The sequence below is a fragment of the Maribellus sp. YY47 genome (assembly GCF_023111095.1).
In the GTDB taxonomy this organism is placed as follows: domain Bacteria; phylum Bacteroidota; class Bacteroidia; order Bacteroidales; family Prolixibacteraceae; genus Draconibacterium.
Window position 1 is genome coordinate 82,945 of the sequence record NZ_JALGYW010000003.1, and the last position, 20,588, is coordinate 103,532.

A 20,588-nucleotide genomic window follows, 5' to 3' on the forward strand; every position below is an offset into this window, starting at 1 on the left:
GGCAAAAAATAATCAAACAGTTCAAGGTTCCCGTCCCAACATTTCAATATTAGAAAATAAAGTGCGGACCGGAATGGATGTTCAATCCCTGAAGACCCACATTGCTGAAATTTTATTCTACCAGCAGGGGCGAAAAATAGAAGATGCCTCGCTGAATGACGTTTATCTGGCTGTTGCGTTAGCCATCCGCGACCGGCTTAAGCTGCGGGAGCTGATCACCATGGAATCGGTATTGATGAAAGGTGATGCCCGCCTGGTAAGCTACCTGTCGGCCGAATTTTTGATGGGACCGCAACTGGGCGCCAACCTGATTGACCTGGATATTTACGACCAAACGAAACAGGCCGTCACCGAGCTGGGCTTCGATTTTGATAAAGTGATTAGCCAGGAAGTGGAGCCCGGGCTGGGCAACGGCGGATTAGGCCGGCTGGCCGCTTGCTATATCGATTCGATGGCCTCCCTTGGCATACCGGCCATTGGCTATGGAATCCGTTACGAGTTTGGTATTTTCGACCAGGAAATTAGCGATGGCTGGCAGGTTGAAAAAACAGACAAATGGTTGCGTAAAGGCAACCCCTGGGCGATCGAGCGGCCCGAGCTTTCGGTAAATGTCAACTTTGGCGGCCACACCGAACCATACACCGATGACGAAGGCCGGACATGTTACCGCTGGATTCCCGACTATGAGGTCAAAGGAATTCCTTGCGACACCCCCGAAATGGGATACAAAGTATCATCCTGTAACTTTCTACGCTTGTGGAAATCTGAGGCTGTTGAATCATTCGATTTTTCGTCATTCAACCGGGGCGACTATTATAAAGCGGTGGAAAACAATGTGAAGTCTGAGAATATCAGCAAGGTTTTATATCCGAATGATGAAATGATCGACGGGAAAAAGTTGCGCCTGAAACAGCAATATTTCTTCGTGTCGTGCTCGCTTCAGGATATGATGCGGATGCACCTGCGCTATGGCGGCAAACCGGAAACATTTGATCAACGCTTTGCCATACAGCTCAACGATACGCATCCGAGTATTGCCGTGGCCGAGCTTATGCGGCGGCTGCTGGATGAATATAAACTGGACTGGGATACGGCCTGGAGTACCACCCGTAAAACCTTTAGCTACACCAATCATACGCTTCTGCCCGAAGCGCTCGAAAAATGGTCGGTTGGGCTTATGCAATATTTAGTGCCCCGCATACTGGAAATCATCTACGAAATCAACTTCCACTTTCTTCAGGAAGTCGGACGGCAGTTCCCGAACGATACGGAAAAACTGTCGAGGCTGTCTCTCATTGAGGAGTCGGGCGAAAAATATGTTCGCATGGCCAACCTGGCCTGTGTGGGCAGCTACGCCATCAACGGGGTGGCCGCCTTGCATACCGAACTTTTGAAAAAGCTGGTCCTGCCCGACTGGGTCGATATGTACCCCGCACGATTTTTCAATGTTACCAACGGGGTTACCCCGCGCCGGTTTATGGTTTTAAGTAATCCGGGCTTAAGCCAGCTCATCACCGAAACTATTGGTGACCAATGGCCCGGAAAACTCGACGAACTACGCAAACTGGAGACTTTTGCCGGCGATGCAGCATTCCGCGAACAGTTCCGAAAGGTAAAACTGGAAAACAAAAAACAGCTGTCAGCCCTCATACTAGAACGCACCGGCATCCTAACCGATCCGTCCTCCCTGTTCGATGTGCAGGTTAAACGCATACACGAATACAAGCGCCAGCACCTGAATATATTGCACATCCTTACCCTGTATTTGCGCATTAAGGCCAATCCGGCTATCGATATGGTTCCCCGCACCTTTGTGTTTGGCGGTAAAGCCGCGCCCGGGTACTACATGGCCAAGCTTATCATCAAGTTAATTAATGCGGTAGGCGAATTGGTGAATAACGATCCGGATGTAAACGGCAGGCTCAAGGTGGTTTTCTTTCCAAACTTCAATGTGGCCAATGCCCAAAATATTTATCCCGCCGCCGACCTTTCTGAGCAAATTTCGACAGCAGGAATGGAGGCCAGCGGAACAGGCAACATGAAATTTGCCATGAATGGCGCCCTGACGATCGGCACGCTTGACGGCGCCAATATTGAAATAAGAAACGAAGTGGGCGAAGATAATTTCTTCCTGTTTGGTCTCACCGCCGATCAGGTGGAAGAAACCAAACGCAACGGGTATAGTCCTTACTTTATCTACTCGCACAATGAAGAGTTGGGCAAAGTCATCGACTTTATTTATTCCGGGCAATTGTCGCATGGCGATACCAACTTGTTCCGCCCCCTTGTCGATAATCTGCTGTGGAACGATCCTTATCTGCTGCTGGCTGACTACCCGCTGTATGTGGCTTGTCAGGAAATCGTATCTCAAACCTGGAGAAATACTTCCGTGTGGGATGAAAAAGCGATCCTGAACGTGGCGCGGATGGGGAAATTCTCTAGCGACCGTTCCATTAGCGACTATTGCGAGAAAATATGGAAACTGAAGCGATGAGCCAATAACAGTACAGCATGCAATTTCGTGTCAACCATCGGCAAAAAGCATTGGTTTGTTCCTGTGCAAAGGGACCATCACGAAACCGGGTATGTTTTTGAAATACAATGAATTTGAAAATGAATAATAAAAAGATTTAAAGCGTTTAAAAATGACATTAACTACAATTTTAGCAACAACAGTTACAGGCTTTGGCGGACATGCCATCGCCTTAGGTATGGCAGGAGTCGGTTCTGCCATCGGAACAGGAATCGCCGGAATGGGAGCTTTAGGGCTTTGGAAACAGTCGTTGAAAGAGAAAAAGAAGCTTCCGTCGTTGGCGCTGGCCATGGTTGGTATGCCGTTAAGCCAGGTTATTTACGGGATGATTTTTATGAACTCGTTAAAAGGGGCTGAACTGAACCCGGACAGTTATCTGAACCAAATGATTTTCGCCCTTTTTGTTGGGGTTGCCATAGCTGCCTCGGCGATCATGCAGGGAAAAGTTGGTGCAGCTGCCTGTTCAAACTTAGCGGTAGATGACAAACAAGGAGCAGGTATGTACATTGCAGCCATGGGCGTTATCGAAACCGTTGCGCTGCTTACCATGGTGTTCGGCATGGGGGCTACTCCGGGCGCATAACCCCGGATGGAGAGTCTCAAAACATATTAAGGAGTTCATCGTTCATTTTTTTCGATTGTCATAAGAAACATCGAAATAATAGTAACGGCGATGCTCAGAGTCCGATTTTGTATAAAACGATATTTGCATAACATGTATTCACAACTAACTCATAAAACAAAAGGATATGTGCGAGGAAGATATCAAGAATAGCGCAGATGTAATTTGCTTGACACTTTCGACCAATGGATTAATGACTTTTGGGAAACTTGAAGAATTTACAGGTTACAATGAAAAGCAAGTTTTCAAGGCCCTGAGGTGGCTGATGAATAACGAAAAAATAGGATTTATTGAAAAGAACGGGTTGATATATGTTGAAGCCAGATAAATGATTTTTACAACAAGTGCCTGTTAGTAGGGCGTGTAATTTTGAAAAGTTCAGGGAAGAACCTAGATAAACGCCAATATCGGTTAATTCAGTAAGCTTCGTACTTACTGCTTTAACCGGTAAGGCCAATCTTTTGCAAGAGAAGGAAGGACAATGAGAAAGAGAAACTACATAATTTCACTTTTTTTGGTTTCAATTTATTCGGTGAGCAATTTGCATGCACAGGATAAGGAAGTAGAGGAACTTTGGAAAAATCAAATCGATACCGGAAGAGTTGTTTTTACAAAGTCGATGTACCTGGAGATTAACGAGCAGCAGGTATTGGATTTATTGGACCGGCAACCCAGTTTTGGTATGTACAAGGATAATTACTTTACCACTGGGGTTCCGACCAATAAAAAGATAGACCAATATTCGGCTGATGCCAAGTTTCAGATCAGTATCCGTCAGCGGTTAACCAAAACCGTACTGCCGTTTAATTCTCTTTTAATGCTGACTTATACTCAAAAGTCGTTCTGGGATATTTATCAGGATTCTTATCCGTTTGCCGATAACAACTATAATCCGGGACTGGCTCTGGCAAAACCTATAGTTGTCAATAACAAATTGGGAGGTATTGGGATATTAGCCTTTGAACATGAATCTAACGGTATAGGAGACAGCTTGAAATCCCGCAGTTGGAACTATTTTGTGTTTACAGGCACCTATTTCTATAATATGTATTTTACTGTTCAGGCAAAAGTGTGGGCTGGGGGGGTTAGTGACGATAATCCGGACTTACTGGCCTATCGGGGCTATGGACTGGTAGCAGTTAACTATCGTAGCAAGAGTGACCGCTTGTGGATTTCAGCCATCGTCAATCCGTTAAATAATCTTACCAGCTTTAATACGCAGCTAGAACTCAATTTTAAAATCGCTCCTAAATTCAATCAGTACCTATTTGTGCAATGGTATAACGGATATGGAGAAAGACTCTTGGAGTACAATCAGTATACCTCTATGATAAGAATAGGTATCTGTATAAAACCACCATTGCGGAACATCTATTAGCAAAAGCCATTTAAAGCGTGAGCCATTACCGAAAAATCATACCCAAAGAACAAGATTAAAATTGTTTTGATTGATCCACTTAATCCAGACGGAACGATTCATCAGCAAATGACTGATCTTGTAAGCTCGGTTAATAACAATTTAGGAAACAAGGTGGCTATTAAAAAACATTTTAATATAAATGAAGGTAGTGTACCTAAAGACAGTTTAAAAGATTGTCTAGCTTATTTCATCGAATCCAACATCTCCCAGTAACTTTAATTCTGTTATTAAATGGTTCGAATTTTGTACCGTAGGGGTCACGTTAAGAAATCAAAAGCCTCGTAATTATAGATATTGCGGGGCTTTTTTGTGTTCGAACTAAAACGAAACACTTCTCAACAAAAAAACACCAATCAACAATAAAACAGCTATGTACAAAACACGAGTCCCGTCGGGAATTTTGAATGATATAATACCTTATTGTAACTATTGACCAAAATATTTCAATAACAATCCATCTTAATCTGATTGCGATTCTGATAGTGGCTCAGGTCTTTTTTCAGATAGGTATTGCAAATGTTTTTTAGTTCCTGCATTACTTCACGCTGCATAGCAATCGATCCGCAAATCATTACACACCCTCCCCTGCTTAAAACATCGGCAATTTTGCCTCCGTCTTTTTTAATCAGATGTTGTACATATATTTTTTCCGCTTGCACACGGGAGTACGCAGGAGTAAACTGATGAAGCCTTTTCTGAAAGAGTGCTTCGTTGATGTAGGTTTTGTAAAGCTCAAGAGATTTTGGTGTTCTACCGCCCCAGTATAGGTAGATTTTTCTTCGGGAAGTGTTGGTTGCCGTCATTCCCAAAAAAGGCCCGATGCCCGTTCCTGTGGCAATAAGTACAACATCCTTTTTATTTTTGGGAAGATGAAAATGCCGGTTTTGGGCTATCCCGGCAGATAGTATTTTCCCTTTTTCCAGTTGTCCCAGCATATTTGAACAAATCCCGTTAGGATGTTTTTTTACGCTTATGGCCAGTGTGTTGTTCGCTAAGTTTCCGATAGAATATAACCGCTCGCATCCGTCTTCAGCGGAAATAACCGACAAGAGGTCACCTGAAACGACACTTGTTCCATTCGTATTTTTTAGTGTGAGTAAAAAAGTATCTTCTTTTTCAATATCAACCCGGTCCAACACTTCAAAATCAGAAATATGACTTTTAGTAAGGGCCATTTTGGGTTTCTCAAGCTGAAGGTTTAGTCCCGTCGCCTGCGCCCAGGTATTGGCCCAATTCGAAAAAGCTTCAAAAGACTGGTTGTTTACCGTGTGAACTTCTCCCTGGCTTTCGGCATTTGGAAGTTCCTTTAACCGCTCGGAAACCGCGTAGGCAAACTGGCAATAATTTGGATATGCAGTAGAACCAAATCCGACAACCGAATAGGAAAATAGCTGAAGTTGACGATGTTTTGTTATCAGTTCCTGAAACCGGTTGGCGCTGGCAGGCGATTCTCCCTGTCCGTAGGTGGCAGTAAAAATCATGAGTTGTTCCATCTTCCTAAACCGGCCATAATCATTCATCAGCCCTAAATAACTTTTTATACCCAGTTTTTGCAGCTGGCAATGAAATTCCCGGGCATATTGCAGGGTGCTAGCTCCCTCGGTACCCACCAAAATAATATGAGTGCATTCATTTGGGGAGTATTTATTTTGGATACGAATCCGTGGTCTTCTAAAATAAATAACAAAGCCCGTAAGCATTAAAAAAAGAATGGCCAAGCTTCCGGCTGCCAAAATTACACTCCAAACAATACTTCCTTCGCCGGTATGTAATACCGTTGCCCAGGATGAGGCAAGAGTTACTAAAGGATATTCTTTTTCTGTAATAATATCCCCATTAAACTGATTCAACAAAACTTCCCTGTTTTTCAGGCGAATGGTGTAGTAATCTTCCGCAAATTCTGAAAAAGGATATTCCAATTCCCGCAATTCTCCCAACCTGGTATTATTGAGGAATTCAAAGTTGTGTAGAGGTATTTTCGGTTCGTCTGTTAATGAATCGTAATCCACTTCGTGGACAATCTGTTTTTCAGGAATCAGGCCAAAACGCAGCAGCGACAGATATACTCCAGTTAATGACAACACAATAATGGGCAATAAAGTAATGCGGGAGTACGCTACGTGGTTGAACTGCGAAAAGTTTTCGCGAACCACAGGCGCAAAAAAATATTTAAAGCCGCCCTGCCGTTTAGCAATCAGTACAACACCCGATACCGCAATTAAAAATAGCAATAAAGAAACAAGGCCAATAAGAAAACGCCCCGGTGTTTTAAGAAACAACGAACGGTGCAAATTGGTGCTGAACTGAAAAACCGGCGCTTTTTCAATCAGTGCCGCTAACTTCTCGCCGGTAAAAGGATTCACATAAAACTGCTCGTTTTTTCCGTTAACAATTGCAGAGACACTAACAAATCCGTCGCGGTTGTTTGATACCGAAAGAATTTCGTCGTATCTCGCGTTCAAATTTGTTAATGTCTCGCTTAACCGAAGTTCGTTTGCATGCTTAATGCTGTAGGGGCGCACCTTGTTCGATATAGGCTCAACAGCCAAAATCGCCCCCGTAACCGATGCGACCAACAAGAACAAGGAGGAAACTACTGCAAGAATTAAATGGCTGTAACGCCATATCGAAAGAACCATGTTTTACTAATTGGGTATCATTCGGATATACCGGACATATCCTTTTCCGTCAACTTTATTACTGATAGTGGCTGAGTTCAGCTCAAGCTCTGCATCAACAGAGTAGTATTTCTGATTTTCGACAGCAGATTCGAAACGTATTTTATAGCCTTTGTCAATTTGTGAAGAATCAAACACCAGCGAAATAATGTTTCTTTCCCCATTTCCAACTGTTGCGCCGGTAAGCGCATCAATGTCCTCTTTTTTACCATGGCTGAAAGCCCACCAGTTTTTTAAATCCGGAAACCATTCGGGGTCATTTCCCTGCACATACAGGGTTTTTACATAATTACCGCTGGCATCCATCAAAGAAACAGCCACATAGGCTTTTTCTCCTGAATAGTTGGCCATTTGTATCATACACTTGTAGGACACGGTTGAAGGTGTTTGCACAAAAGAAGAGGTGCAAAAAAGAACCAGGATAAGGCCAAAAATTGAAGCTGTCCGTTTTATTATTCTGTTCATTGGGCTTTATTTTAGAAAGTCTAAATTCACGTTGTTTTGGATTAAAAGTTCATTCTCCTGCGCCAAGTCGTAAGCGGTTTCACCAAATTCAGTAGTTGATTTGATGTCGGCGCCGTTGGCAATCAGAAATTTAAGGGCTTCCGCATTGCTCGATTTCATGGCAGTGTAGTGCAAAACAGTATTTCCCTGCTTGTCTTTTGCGTTGATATCGGCCCCAAAATCCAGAACTTTTTTAAGCAGTTCCAAATTGTTTTTGGCAATGGCCAAATGCCAGATGGTGCTATTGTCGGGCTGTTTTGTCTTGAAATTAAAACCAGCCGCAAGCAATGCTTTTACCTTCTCATCAAAATCGCGGGGATTGCCACGTGTGTCAAAAAGATAATAAGCCAGGTTATTTCCCTTTTTATCCAGAATATTCGTTTGGGCGCCTTCTGATATCAGGTAATTTACCACATTTCCGTTGTTGTTCTGAATAGCAAGAGTTAATGCTGAGTGTCCTTCGTTATTGGTATGGTTGATGTTCTCTGTTTTTTCGGCCAAATATTTTACAACCTCCTGTTTGTTGCGCGATGCGGCATTTAAAAGAGGCGTATTCCCTTCTTTGTCAACCGAATTTGGATTTACCCCTTTATCGATAAAATACTGGAAAATTGCCAAATCGTTGGTAGAGCGCGAAAGATTGTGCAGCGGCGTTACTCCATCGTTTGAAGTAATATTCGGCTCAAGTCCTAATCCTTCCAAATATTGAAAAACCTCCAAACTATTGCTGCTGCCTCTTCCTCCTCTGCTGGCAAAAAGAACGGCATTTTCGTTGGTGTTGGTGTTTTTCTTGGTAGAAACCCCTCTGGCGGCCAAAGCTTTCAGTACTTCAATATTTCCTCCCTGGGCTGCAATATTAAATATGCCGTTGCCATGGTCGTCAGTAGCATTTAAACTAAGCCCTTTGCTGATGAAATAATCAATTAACCCGAGGTTTTTTACCCTTGGGGCAGCTGCTAAAAGCACATTACGGCCATCGTGGTCTTTCTCATTCTTTAAGTCGGCTCCGTTTTCAATAAAGAAATCGTAAATTTTTGTGTTATCCTGCCCCGATGCAGCAGTAAACTGGGTTAACGAATTTCCGTGAGAATCTCTTAAATCGGTTCTGGCGCCTTTTTTTACCAAAAGCTTTACAACTTCAAGGTTTCCCCGCGACGCTGCCCAAAAGATATAGGTTCTTGAATCGTGTGTACGTTTGTTCACATCGTTTCCTTTTTCAATAAGATAATCGATGGTGGCTGCCGGGTTTTCGCTAAAAATAGCAAAGGTAACGGCATCGTACCCGGCCCCGTTGGATTCTGTTATGGAATGCCCTTCGGCAATTCTGGCGTCAATTTCCTCAAGGCTGGGGTGTGAAGCCCAATATTGCCTGTCCAGAAACGGATTTTCACTGTTTTCCGGTTGTGCCATACTTGTTACAGAAACGAGTGCGGCAACCACAAAGAGAAAGATAAATTTTATGGTCTGTGTTTTCATTTTTAATTCTGTTGAATTTCCTGAATAAAATCTTCTTACAGTAGTAAACTCTGTGAGAGAAAATTTCCCACAGAGTTTACTTCATATCATCATTTTTCAAAGGGTTAGAATGTCCCTATGAAATGACTTCCTGCCACGTTCACCAATTCGGCGCCTTTGGTAACTTTTCCGGTTTCGGTATCAATTACATAGATATTTCCGTTTTCGCCCACAGGAGCCTGGGTTACATAGATTTCTGTTCCATCAACGGCAAAACCCTGGTATTGGAACAAATAAAAATCGGGGTCATACGGAATTTCGTCAATACGCACTGCAGTTTTGGCTTCCAGGTCCACCAAAGCAAAAAAGCCCTGAGCTCCTGCTGCTCCTTCTTCAGAACCGGCATGGCGGTATGCTAAAACGGCTTTCCCGTTTGCTGCAGGCCTCCAGGCCAAAACGTAAGCACCTTCTACACCTAAAGCATCGTCCAGGTTAAAGTCATAGGAATTGTCGTATTCGTTGTCCGCATCAATTTTAAGGATGTGTGAACCTTCCGGATCGTCCTGGTTGGCCTGATAAACACTACCGTTATAAAGAAAAGCATTGATGCTGCGGTAACCGTTAGTGTTACCATGTCCTGCGGTTGAAGTGATTACATAAGGGTTCAACAACGATGGATAATCCAGGATGATGGTCTTTGAACCCAGGATTTCATAGCCTTTGTCGCTTTCTGCAGTTGCTGGATTTACCTTGCTTAAACGGGCCCCGATATACAATTTATCGCCGGCAGCGTTCAACACGGGCATATCGATTCTGGAAATATAATAACCTTTGGCTTCTTCCTCTTCGCTTAAAGCAATGCTGTGCTCCTGAAATTCTTTAATTTGTGAATTCACCAAATCTAAGGTTAGTACCCCCATGGTAGCTTCGGTACGAATATAGTTGTTGTTTTCATCAAACTCGTGTTCTGTAGAAACATATACCGCGGCGCCTGTTTTGTCTCCGTCAAATAGTTTAATCCATCTGGGAGCAGCTCCTACGTAGGGAGCAATACTGATTTCGGTACCTGTTTTCGTGAAGGTTTGTCCACCTTCTACGGTATATTTGGTATAGTTACCGCCTGTATCCCCGGCATAACTTATATTAAAGATTGTTTTACCGTCTTCAGAAGCCTGCAAGCGGGCTGTTCTGTTTGAAGGAACGATAAAACCATTATCAAAAGGAGCGATAGACACTGTCGGGTCTTTTGCTTTTTCGCTGTCAATTGCATAAATTAATGTTCCCCCGTTTCCATCTCCGGGATCTTCACCCATTCTGGCTGCAGCCACGGTAATCCATCGTGTTTCTGCCGGTTCAGGCGGTAAAATTATATCATCGTCATCGCTACTACTGCAAGAGGCCAGTAGTCCGGCAATCATAAACACGGAGGATAAAATTCGAATATTTAAGAAGTTACTTTTCATGTTATAAAATATTTAAGTAATTAAAATGTATTTATTCTGTAATTCAATTTCAGGTAAACGGCCCGCCCTGCTTTTTGTACCGATAAATTGTCGTAAACCGGTTTATCGAATATATTTTTGACATCAAAGCTCATGGTAAACGTGTTGCCGGGGAAGGTATAACTCAGCCCGATATCCTGTGTTAATTGTTCGGGCACTTTAAAAAAGTCGTCGCCTACGGTGTTCGACCCCTGCGGAACCAGGTATGAAAACTCCTCTGTAAAATACATGGTATAGAAGAGGTTCATTCTCGCATTTTTTTGTATCAAATCTTTGAAAGAATACCTCAGGCTACCATTCATGGTGAAAAATGGCGTGTTGGGAACATCAATTTGCACGCCTCTGTTTTCGATGGTTAAGTCGAAGCGCGAGATGTTAAAATTAAGGCCGAGGTTGTTGTTGTAGGAATAATCCAACTGCGCATCCACGCCTTTTGACGTGCCACTTCCCTGGTTCACATACAGAATGAGTTCGTCATTAATATTAAGCGATGTTTCAATGGGCAGGCCAATCCTATCTTTAATATTTCGTGTGAAAAAGTTGGTTGAAACACTAAAATTGTGCTTTCTGAAAGTAAAAGTTCCCAGCCGAAAGCCAAGGTTGTAGTTGTTGCTTTGTTCCGGGTTAATGCTTGAGTTGGCAACTACGTTATCCCCGTCGTTACCGAACACTTCGGTTTCATTCGGAAGCCGTATCGCTTTTTCTGCCGATGTTAACAGCGTAAGGTTTGAAAAAGGGGCAAACGACAAAGCAAAACCATATCCGTTGTGTTCCTTATTGCTGCTTACCACTTCATTTATTATTTTATTGTTTCCATCAGTATCCGTTTCAATGGCCGGGTCAACACTAATTGTTTTTTGCTGGTAGTGTTTTCCAAATACACTGGTTTTTAGCCTATTGTCAAAAGCATTAAATTCATACGTCAAAGAATAGATGTTTTTACGCAGATCTCTTGTTCCACTAAATGTATTCTCCAGTACCGATCTCATTTCATCACTATCTTCCCTGTCTACTCTGCTGAAAACGTGGTTCAGCAAAATCCGGTGATTATTGTTGATGGCGTATGATAAACCCGTACGAACAGACGATACGTTCCTGTTAATTTTAGACAGTGTAGGGCCTCCTTCCTGTTGCGAGCCCCAGGAATACTTGTACTCATTACCTCTGAAATCAACCGCTCTCTGTCCATTCCAGCTATATGCCCAGGCCAGGGTATCTGTTACGGCACGGTTACGATTTCCGAACAAGCCGTGCACATCCATTTCCAGTCCTTTCATAAAAAGATCTGTTTTTTTATAGGTGAGGCTGGCCAGCAAGGCATCCGATTCCATAAACCTGTCCTTGTAGGGGGTAATGGTCATAAAAGCACCGTGCTGAATTTCTTTGTAATCGTCAGATCCTGTTACGCCAATAAAAAACTGATCGGCCCATTTTACATCGGTAAAACCAATTTGTGCCATGCCGCCGGAAGATCTGTAAGCATCGTTAAACCTTCGGGCGGTAATGGGTGTTTGCACTCCGCCAATGCCGGTAACCACAACACTTCTGCCCGAAACCTTATAGTCGTTATCAGAATAATTATGAAAAAAGGAGGTTTTAAAAGTAAGTCCTGATTTATCAGAGCGATAGGTACCGTTTACACTTGCCTGAAAAGTGTTGAAAGACCCGTAGGAAACAGAAGCATTAAAATTGTTTTTTGCCTCTTTATGAAGCTGAATATTAATGGCGCCTCCCAGCGCGTCGTCTGCCAGATGCCCGGGTACCACTCCTTTGTACACTTCAATTTGCTTAATCATCGACGGGGGAATACTGTTTAAGTTGAATGAAGATCCGTAGGTTGAAATGGGAATGCCGTCGATAAAAATACGAACAGCGCTTCCGGATAACCCGTTCAATGAATATTCAACGCTTGATCCCAGTCCCCCGCTCTGACGAATTTTAACACCCACAGTAGTGTTTAATAACTCGTTTGCCTGTATGCTGCGCAGGCTCGCTTCTTTTGTTTTCACAGCATTTACGGCAAACCCCTGTGTTTCAAGCTCCGTTTTTTTTGTTTTCCCTTTTACTGTTACTTCATTCAGGTTTTCGGTGTTTTCTTTTAAAACAATATCAAGTTTTACCCTGTTATTGGCGGGGTTTGTTTTAATGGTTTTCGAAGTTTTGGCATACCCAACAAACGAAACAGAAATTGTATGTTCGCCAAAGGGAGCGCTAATTTCAAACTTTCCTTGTTCGTCGGTTAGTGTTCCAAGTTTTGTTCCGTTTATTACTACCGAAGCAAATACCAACGGACTACCATCTTCTGCTACAATTTTGCCAAAAACCGAACTGTTTTTCGTGTTCTGGCCGTATGCCGATACTACAGCCAAAAAGAATAAGATCAGGGAATATTTGCCCATTCAAAATATTTTTAATATTATATTAATTAAGATTAAGTCTAAGAGACTGGGGATAGAAATACCTTCTTTTCAACGATGGTTTAGGAATGATTACTATTCATTTTTAATCCGGTTAACCTTGAAGTTTCGCATTGGTATCATTCGTGTTCCGCCAGGTTTCATTGTAGTTGTCGTCTTTCTTTTTTGGGTACATATTTTTATGAACATTTACTGTCCTCCAGGTTTTTTGCTTTGGTTTTTAAGCAACAGCTTCTTTTATTATTGTTTTCTGAAGGCAAAAATAGATCTTCACTTACTGAGGACTATCCCCATAAATGGGGATTTTCATTTTCCGGCATAGTTACTTCGCAAAGGATTTTTCGCTCATTCAACCCCGAAATCAATTAACTTCTAAACACTCGTTGAGCAAATTTTAATACGATTGACTTTTATATTATTGATATTTCTGTTGAACATGACCTTTCTTATGTATTGAATTTCAGCTCAAACTGTAATTCCGGAAGGCTGCTGATTTTGAATGGGTCACATAGCTGAAAAAACAAGTCTCTATGCGCTGTCAATATGATTCATCAGTACAATAACTATCCTGATAACTGGCAATTGGGGTCAATTTCTTTCCTAATCACACTGGCTTATAAAACTGAAAGGTCTCCCAAAAGCGTTAACTTCAACTATTAAATGATTCGAAGTTTTGTACAGTGGACAGCTAAAAAGGCCACAAATCCAGCGGCTTTTCGTATTACCGGAAACGAATTGGGCAGCGAAAATGCAAAAACCCCGGATCGATCAAACGATAACCCGAAAAATAAGCTTAAATTGCCGCATCTGACGGATACGCATATGGCAGAAATGAATAATATTTTTCAAAAGATTGGCACTACGCAAACGCTTAGTCAAAAGATTGAGCGAAACATTGAACGTGCCATCAGGGAGAAGAAACTACCTGTAGGTTCGAAATTACCTTCGGAACGTGAACTTTGCGAGATGTTTGCCGTAAGCCGTACAGCCTTACGCGAAGCGCTTCGCCGGCTGAGCGCCCGCGGATTGATCGAGATCCGTAAAGGAAGCGGCATGATCGTTAAAAAGATCAACATGAAAGATGCGATCGACTCGCTGAATCTTTATTACGACCTGAAGTTTGATATGGATCTGATTACCCAGATCATTGAACTGCGTTTGGCGTTTGAACCGGAAATTGCCCGAATGGCTGCTGTGAACCGTACCGAAGACGATCTGAAAAATCTGACCACAAACCTGACCGAATTTGCGGCCTGTGATCCCGACAACACCCAGTTGGAATCTGACCTGGATAACAAATTCCATTTAACCGTGGCGCGTGCTACCGGCAATCCTTTTGTAATTGTTACGATGGAACCCGTGCACAATTTGTTGCCACGTATGCGTAATTATATTTATGCCAACGTTGAAGGTGAAAAGGAAATCACTTTGGGTTACCACAAAGAAATTGTGAATGCCATTCGCGAAAAAGATGCCGACCGTGCCTACGAAAAGATGCAGGCCCACATCGGACGTAACATGCAGGTATACAATAAATTTCTTAAAAATTCAAATACGTAAGCCTTACTTACTTCTTGTAATTTTCCAGGACTTTGTTCACCGAACCGTGAACGAGCAGTAAGCGTCTTGACATTTCTTCATCGAAGCCGAGTTCTTCCATGATCATTCGCGTGCCCCGTTGAACCAGCTTCTGGTTGGTAAGCTGCATGTTTACCATCCGGTTGCCTTTTACCCTGCCCAATTTAATCATCAAAGTGGTAGTGATCATGTTGAGAATTAGTTTTTGCGACGTTCCCGATTTCATTCGCGTACTCCCCGACACGAACTCGGGTCCCACAATGGCTTCAATGGCAATATCCACATTTTGAGCCAATTCACTCTCCGGATTATTGGTAATACATCCGGTGAGAATCCCATGTGCTCTGGCCTGGCGCACCACGCCAACAACATAAGGCGTTCTGCCCGACGCAGCAATCCCAACTACGGTATCCAATTCATTGATATCAAATGCCTGAAGTTCCTGCCAGCCCAGTTCAACATTGTCTTCAGCGGCTTCCACCGCTTTTCGGATGGCCTGGTCTCCACCGGCTATCAAACCAATTACCACGTCGTAACCAACGCCATAAGTAGGCGGAATTTCAGAAGCATCCAAAATACCCAAACGCCCGCTGGTACCGGCGCCTACATAAAAAAGCCGTCCTCCTTTTTTTATCCGTTCAACCGTTTTCAACACCAACTCTTCAATCTGCGGAATGGTTTTATAAACGGCAGGCAATACCTTTTTATCTTCTTCATGAATTCCTTCCAACAGCTCCCTGACAGACATTTGGTCAAGGTCATTATATAACGATTCCGACTCGGTTATGCTTTGATTGGTCATTTCTGTAAAATTATTTTTTGGGATTAGTATGGTAATCGTGTAAATGCTCAATTGGTTTTTGCAGAATTACGGTAGCCTGAAATCCGTATTCCCTGGCCGTGCTTTCAATGATTGCCCTGAAATTCCAGGCAATCGATCCTGAAAAACCGATAGGGTATTGTGTCGCATCCGGAATTTGTAATACATTTCGATCCACAAACTCACAAAAGCTAGCTTTCACCAAATCTTCACAGTATTTCTCTGAAATATTTTCGGAAACAAATGGTGCAAATCCGGCCAAATATTTATTGGGGCGTTCGGTACGGTAAACTTTGTCCAACACCTCTGCCTGCGTTACTTTATATTTTTGTTGAAAGCGTTCCTTCAGGTCCTCCGGCATTACATTTTTAAAATAATCGCCCAGCAACTTTTTACCTAATGCCGAACCACTGCACTCATCCCCCAGAATAAATCCAAGTGGAGGAACTCCATATTCGATATTCTCGCCATTATATAAACTGGCATTCGATCCGGTGCCTAAAATACAGGCGATTCCTTTCGAATGTTGGAACAAGGCTCTTGCAGCTGCCAGCAAATCACTGTTTGTTTCAACTTTCGCATCAGGATATAAAGGAGCCAGCGCGGCTTTTATTACATCGCCACGTTCGGCATTGATGACACCCGCGCCATAAAAAAACACTTTGTCAACTTCAGGTACTTTTGAAAACAATGTGCCTTTAAGTTCCTGATAAATATCGTCGCTCGATCTAAAAAACGGATTTAATCCTTTGGTTTGAATCAACAAGGAATTACCTTCAGCATCGGTATACAACCAATCTGTTTTTGTAGATCCGCTATCAGCAATTAAAATTGTCATACCACAAATATAATATTTTCACTGCACAAGATGTAACATGTATTACAAATATTGTTTTTCTCTTTTCTAAAAGTTAATTTTGAGGAGCCTAATAACATCTATTTTATGAAAATATCGATCATTTCCTTCGTAATTCTGAGTTTCTTTTGCAGCTTTTTTCAAGCTAACGCTGAAAATACGATCCGCATCAACCAACTGGGATATCTCCCCGAAGCAGCTAAAACAGCCGTATTCCTCAGTGATGAAAAAGAGAACATTCAAACCTTCAAGATCTATCATGCATTGTCCAACGAGGTGGTCTTTGAAGGGAAAGCAATCGCCGCTAACGCTGAGCTATGGGGAAAACAAACCGCTTACCAACTTGACTTCTCCGATTTCAAAAAAACGGGAGGTTATTACATTGTAGCGGGTTCCACACAATCACCGTCGTTCAGGATCGCCAACGACATTTACAGAGGAACAGCAGACTATATATTAAATTATATGCGCCAGCAACGGTGTGGCTTTAATCCCTTTTTCAACGATTCATGCCATGTACACGACGGAGTTATTGTTGACCATCCAACGCGAAGCGGTGAACAAATTGATGTAACAGGAGGCTGGCACGATGCTTCTGATTATCTTCAATACGTCACCACATCGGCAAATGCCACTTACCAAATGCTTTTCGCCTACCGGCAGAATCCAGGCGTTTTTGGTGATTTCTACAATTCCAACGGCTTACCCGGCAAAAACGGAATCCCTGACATTCTTGACGAAGCACGCTGGGGGTTGGAGTGGCTCGTAAAAATGAATCCGGCAAAAAATGAAATGTACAACCAGATAGCCGACGACCGTGACCACCGGGGATATCGCCTTCCGACCAAAGACACCGTTTCGTACGGACTGGGAAAGGCCCGCCCGGTTTATTTCGTAACAGGGAAACCACAGGGGCTTGGAAAACACAAGAACCGCAGTACCGGGGTAGCCTCCACTGCCGCTAAATATGCTTCGGCTTTTGCTTTAGGTTCTGAACTTTTCAAAAACATTGATTCCGGTTTTGCAGAAAAATTAGACACCAAAGCCACCGATGCCTGGGAATTTGCCATGTCAGATCCGGGAGAATGCCAAACCGCCTGTGTTGTTTCGCCCTATTTTTATGAAGAAGGAAACTACATCGACGACATGGAGCTGGCTGCTGCCTCGCTTTACAACCAATCGGGAGATAAAACCTTCCGCCGGCAGGCAGATTACTGGGGCGAACTGGAACCGGTAACCCCATGGATGGAGTTGCACAGAGCCCGGCATTATCAGTATTACCCCTTTGTCAACCTGGGACATTATCTGCTGGCCCAATCCGAAGATTCGGCTGTTGCAAAAAAATACCAGGCTTTAATGAAACAGGGACTGGAGGATATCAAACGGTACGCCGGCAATGATCCTTTTCAGATGGGGATTCCGTTCGTGTGGTGCTCCAATAATTTTGTTGTGGCAGCAGCCACGCAGGCACGCCTTTACCGCCAACTAACCGGCGACAGGTCGTTCGAAAAAATGGAAGCGGCGCTTATCGACTGGCTTTGGGGCTGTAATCCGTGGGGCACGAGTATGATCTGTGGCTTCCCCGAAGGAGGCGATAATCCGCAGAATCCCCATTCATCCATCACCGTGCTAATGCACCAAACAACTACCGGCGGCTTAGTTGACGGACCAGTATATCGCTACATATTCGAAAATCTGCGGGGAATAGAACTGACCCAAGAAGACGTGTATGCCAATTACCAAAAGGGTAAAGCCGTTTATCACGACGACATCGGAGACTATTCAACCAATGAACCTACAATGGATGGAACCGCCAGTTTGAGTTTTCTGCTTTCATCGCTGGAAAAGGATGGCCAAAACCAGGAATCGCTATCGAATGGCGTGAAAGACAGTGAAGGGGCCATCATACAAATGAATACAAATCAGCCGAATGTATACCTCATCTTTTCGGCGCACGATTACAACGACGGAGGCGAAATCATCGCCAAAACATTGGATAGGCACAAGGTAAAAGCCTCGTTTTTTTTCACCGGAACTTTTTATGAAAATCCAGCCAACCGGAAGCTGATTCAAAAATTAATCAACGACGGCCATTACCTGGGCGCACATTCCGATAAACATTTACTGTATGCCGACTGGACCAAACGCGATTCGCTTTTGGTTAGCCGCAACGAATTTGAATCGGACTTAAAGGCCAACTACAGCAAAATGAAAGACGCGGGAATAGAGATAACTTCAGCCAACTACTTTTTACCGCCTTACGAGTGGCATAACCAAAGTATTACCGATTGGTCGGCACAACTGGGCTTGTCGCTTGTAAATTTTACCCCGGGAATCAGAACCAATGCCGATTATACTACACCAGATATGAAGAATTACAAATCATCGGAGTGGATCCTGAACGATCTGAAAGAAAAAGAAAATACCCATCCGGGAAAACTAAACGGAAGCCTGATTCTGGTTCATCTCGGAACCAGCGAGAAACGTACCGATAAGTTATACAACCGCCTCGATGACCTCATCAATTTTCTGGAAAACAAAGGATACCAACTCAAGCGATTGTAATTCATGAGTGAAAACACATCATCAAAACCTCATCGCTTGGTTGATCTCGGCATAAAAAACCTGATGAGCATTTTTTTGATCATTATTTAATTTTATTTCGTTGAAAGTAAACCGAATTTATATATTTGTAACATGTCATACAAATCAAACCAATATAACAAACTGAGCCTTCTTTTAATCGTGGTGCTTGCAACGATTATCTGTTCTTGTTCTTCGCGGGTTGACGAGATTTCATTTGAACAATACCTGAATGATGGAAATTTCACCCAGCTTCAGACAAAGATCGATTCGCTAAAAAAATCGGGATCACCTCAGTGGACCAATTTTGAGCTGGATTCTTTAGAGTTATTAATCCACGCCATCCGCCGTGATTTTTCGCGAAGCGAACAGGAAATTAAAAAGCAACTCCAGATTGACTTCCCGTTGGCTACCGATTCAGACATCATCAACTGGGAAAAATCGGGCCAACTTGAAATGCGTGTAATCGACGGAGAAAAGCGTTACTTCAGAAATGCAGTACCCAACTTACAGCGTTTACTTACGTTCGATGAGTTGAAAGCCCAAAAGGATACCCTATTTACTGTCGAGCCAAATTCGCTCACTGCTTTTCGTCTGGCGCATACGAAACAGGTTATCGAAGCCTGTAACGAAAATACCAACACGGTTCTTCCGCAACGCGTTACGTTTGCCTACACCCTTACTGTAAGACCCAATGCTGTACCTGATGGAGAAACGGTTCGTTGCTGGTTGCCTGCACCACGCGAAGGAAATCCGCGGCAAATTAATTTTCAACTGTTGGAATCCAATCCTGAAGCCTGCACGCTGGCTCCAAACAACTACCTGCAACGTACTTTTTACATGGAGAAAAAAGCGGTAAAAGATGAGCCAACGGAATTTTCGGTTAAATTTTCGATGGAAACCCGGGCACAGTATTTCGATCTGAAACCCGAAAATATTCAGCCTTACGACACTACAAGTGAAGTTTATAGGAATAATACGGCCGAACGCCCACCGCATATTGTTTTCTCACCTGAGATGGTCGGGCTCGCCGGGCAAATCGTTGGCAATGAAACCAATCCACTAAAAAAGGCAGAGGCGATTTATACCTGGATCAGCAATTCCATTCCCTGGGCAAGTGCATTGGAATACGGAACTATTCCGAACATTCCGCACTATGTGTTAAGCAACCGTCATGGCGATTGCGGAATGCATACCCTCCTTTTTATGACTTTGGCCCGATCACAGGGTATTCCGGTAAAATGGCAAAGCGGTTTTATGCTTCATCCCGGGTTCGAGAATTTGCACGACTGGGCCGAAGTATATTACGAAGGAATTGGTTGGGTGCCGCTCGATCAGTCGTTTAAACTGCAGCCAACAGACGACCCACAAGTTCACAATTTTTATTTTCATGGAATCGATGCCTATCGCCTGATAGTCAACGACGATTACGGAAGAAAACTATATCCGGAGAAAAAACATCCGCGCAGCGAACCTTATGATTTTCAACGCGGCGAAATGGAATGGAACGGAGGAAACCTATATTTTGACCAATGGAGTTGGGACATGGATGTTACTTATCAATAAATTATTCACTTAAGTTTTACATCTTTACGAACGCTTCTGAAAACTGATTTTGAA

13 protein-coding genes are annotated in these 20,588 nt (G+C 43.2%); 6 read left to right on the forward strand and 7 right to left on the reverse strand.

Annotation, left to right across the window (positions count from 1 at the left end; all coding sequences use genetic code 11):
- The first annotated feature begins 73 nt into the window (after positions 1-73).
- The 3 genes from MR764_RS03170 (at position 74) to MR764_RS03180 (ending at position 4,533) form a co-directional block, all read left to right on the forward strand.
- Positions 74-2,494 (forward strand): glycogen/starch/alpha-glucan phosphorylase, encoded by a 2,421-nt coding sequence (locus MR764_RS03170; protein ID WP_247977943.1) that lies wholly within the window; start codon positions 74-76, stop codon positions 2,492-2,494.
- 151 nt (positions 2,495-2,645) lie between these two features.
- The gene (locus MR764_RS03175; RefSeq protein ID WP_247977944.1) at positions 2,646-3,116 is read left to right on the forward strand and encodes a hypothetical protein; all 471 of its coding nucleotides are present in this window, start codon (positions 2,646-2,648) and stop codon (positions 3,114-3,116) included.
- A gap of 520 nt (positions 3,117-3,636) precedes the next feature.
- A complete protein-coding gene (locus tag MR764_RS03180) occupies positions 3,637-4,533 on the forward strand; it encodes a phospholipase A (RefSeq protein ID WP_247977945.1) in 897 nt (298 codons plus the stop codon).
- A gap of 485 nt (positions 4,534-5,018) precedes the next feature.
- Here the strand turns inward: MR764_RS03180 and MR764_RS03185 are convergent, their stop codons facing one another.
- From MR764_RS03185 to MR764_RS03205, 5 genes are all read right to left on the reverse strand, one after another.
- Complete coding sequence (locus MR764_RS03185) at positions 5,019-7,214, reverse strand: PepSY domain-containing protein (RefSeq protein WP_247977946.1); 2,196 nt, start codon at positions 7,212-7,214, stop codon at positions 5,019-5,021.
- 6 nt (positions 7,215-7,220) lie between these two features.
- Positions 7,221-7,718, reverse strand: coding sequence for a DUF2271 domain-containing protein (locus tag MR764_RS03190; RefSeq protein ID WP_247977947.1), 498 nt, complete (start codon positions 7,716-7,718; stop codon positions 7,221-7,223).
- 6 nt (positions 7,719-7,724) lie between these two features.
- A complete protein-coding gene (locus MR764_RS03195; RefSeq protein WP_247977948.1) occupies positions 7,725-9,233 on the reverse strand; it encodes an ankyrin repeat domain-containing protein in 1,509 nt (502 codons plus the stop codon).
- A 104-nt stretch (positions 9,234-9,337) separates the two neighbouring features.
- Positions 9,338-10,675, reverse strand: a complete 1,338-nt coding sequence (locus MR764_RS03200; RefSeq protein WP_247977949.1) for a hypothetical protein — start codon at positions 10,673-10,675, stop codon at positions 9,338-9,340.
- Between the two features lie 20 nt (positions 10,676-10,695).
- The gene (locus tag MR764_RS03205) at positions 10,696-13,113 is read right to left on the reverse strand and encodes a TonB-dependent receptor (RefSeq protein WP_247977950.1); all 2,418 of its coding nucleotides are present in this window, start codon (positions 13,111-13,113) and stop codon (positions 10,696-10,698) included.
- A gap of 678 nt (positions 13,114-13,791) precedes the next feature.
- On the opposite strand from MR764_RS03205, the gene MR764_RS03210 reads away from it, so the two are divergent.
- Positions 13,792-14,691: a FadR/GntR family transcriptional regulator gene (locus MR764_RS03210; RefSeq protein WP_247977951.1), complete on the forward strand. Its 900-nt coding sequence runs from the start codon at positions 13,792-13,794 to the stop codon at positions 14,689-14,691.
- 7 nt (positions 14,692-14,698) lie between these two features.
- Here the strand turns inward: MR764_RS03210 and MR764_RS03215 are convergent, their stop codons facing one another.
- Both MR764_RS03215 and MR764_RS03220 read right to left on the reverse strand, forming a co-directional pair.
- Positions 14,699-15,511 (reverse strand): N-acetylmuramic acid 6-phosphate etherase, encoded by an 813-nt coding sequence (locus MR764_RS03215; protein ID WP_247977952.1) that lies wholly within the window; start codon positions 15,509-15,511, stop codon positions 14,699-14,701.
- Positions 15,512-15,521: 10 nt separating this feature from the next.
- Positions 15,522-16,367: an ATPase gene (locus tag MR764_RS03220; protein ID WP_247977953.1), complete on the reverse strand. Its 846-nt coding sequence runs from the start codon at positions 16,365-16,367 to the stop codon at positions 15,522-15,524.
- Positions 16,368-16,472: 105 nt separating this feature from the next.
- Here MR764_RS03220 and MR764_RS03225 point away from each other — a divergent pair, with 105 nt between their 5' ends.
- Both MR764_RS03225 and MR764_RS03230 read left to right on the forward strand, forming a co-directional pair.
- On the forward strand, positions 16,473-18,950 hold the full coding sequence (locus MR764_RS03225; protein WP_247977954.1) for a glycoside hydrolase family 9 protein: 2,478 nt from the start codon (positions 16,473-16,475) through the stop codon (positions 18,948-18,950).
- 132 nt (positions 18,951-19,082) lie between these two features.
- Complete coding sequence (locus tag MR764_RS03230) at positions 19,083-20,534, forward strand: transglutaminase domain-containing protein (protein ID WP_247977955.1); 1,452 nt, start codon at positions 19,083-19,085, stop codon at positions 20,532-20,534.
- The last annotated feature ends 54 nt before the right edge of the window (positions 20,535-20,588 follow it).

Coding starts and splice junctions, on each gene's coding strand:
- MR764_RS03170 (WP_247977943.1), top strand. CDS start 74: ATGGATGTTCAATCCCTGAAGACCCACATTGCTGAAATTTTATTCTAC.
- MR764_RS03175 (WP_247977944.1), top strand. CDS start 2,646: ATGACATTAACTACAATTTTAGCAACAACAGTTACAGGCTTTGGCGGA.
- MR764_RS03180 (WP_247977945.1), top strand. CDS start 3,637: ATGAGAAAGAGAAACTACATAATTTCACTTTTTTTGGTTTCAATTTAT.
- MR764_RS03185 (WP_247977946.1), bottom strand. CDS start 7,214: ATGGTTCTTTCGATATGGCGTTACAGCCATTTAATTCTTGCAGTAGTT.
- MR764_RS03190 (WP_247977947.1), bottom strand. CDS start 7,718: ATGAACAGAATAATAAAACGGACAGCTTCAATTTTTGGCCTTATCCTG.
- MR764_RS03195 (WP_247977948.1), bottom strand. CDS start 9,233: ATGAAAACACAGACCATAAAATTTATCTTTCTCTTTGTGGTTGCCGCA.
- MR764_RS03200 (WP_247977949.1), bottom strand. CDS start 10,675: ATGAAAAGTAACTTCTTAAATATTCGAATTTTATCCTCCGTGTTTATG.
- MR764_RS03205 (WP_247977950.1), bottom strand. CDS start 13,113: ATGGGCAAATATTCCCTGATCTTATTCTTTTTGGCTGTAGTATCGGCA.
- MR764_RS03210 (WP_247977951.1), top strand. CDS start 13,792: ATGATTCGAAGTTTTGTACAGTGGACAGCTAAAAAGGCCACAAATCCA.
- MR764_RS03215 (WP_247977952.1), bottom strand. CDS start 15,511: ATGACCAATCAAAGCATAACCGAGTCGGAATCGTTATATAATGACCTT.
- MR764_RS03220 (WP_247977953.1), bottom strand. CDS start 16,367: ATGACAATTTTAATTGCTGATAGCGGATCTACAAAAACAGATTGGTTG.
- MR764_RS03225 (WP_247977954.1), top strand. CDS start 16,473: ATGAAAATATCGATCATTTCCTTCGTAATTCTGAGTTTCTTTTGCAGC.
- MR764_RS03230 (WP_247977955.1), top strand. CDS start 19,083: ATGTCATACAAATCAAACCAATATAACAAACTGAGCCTTCTTTTAATC.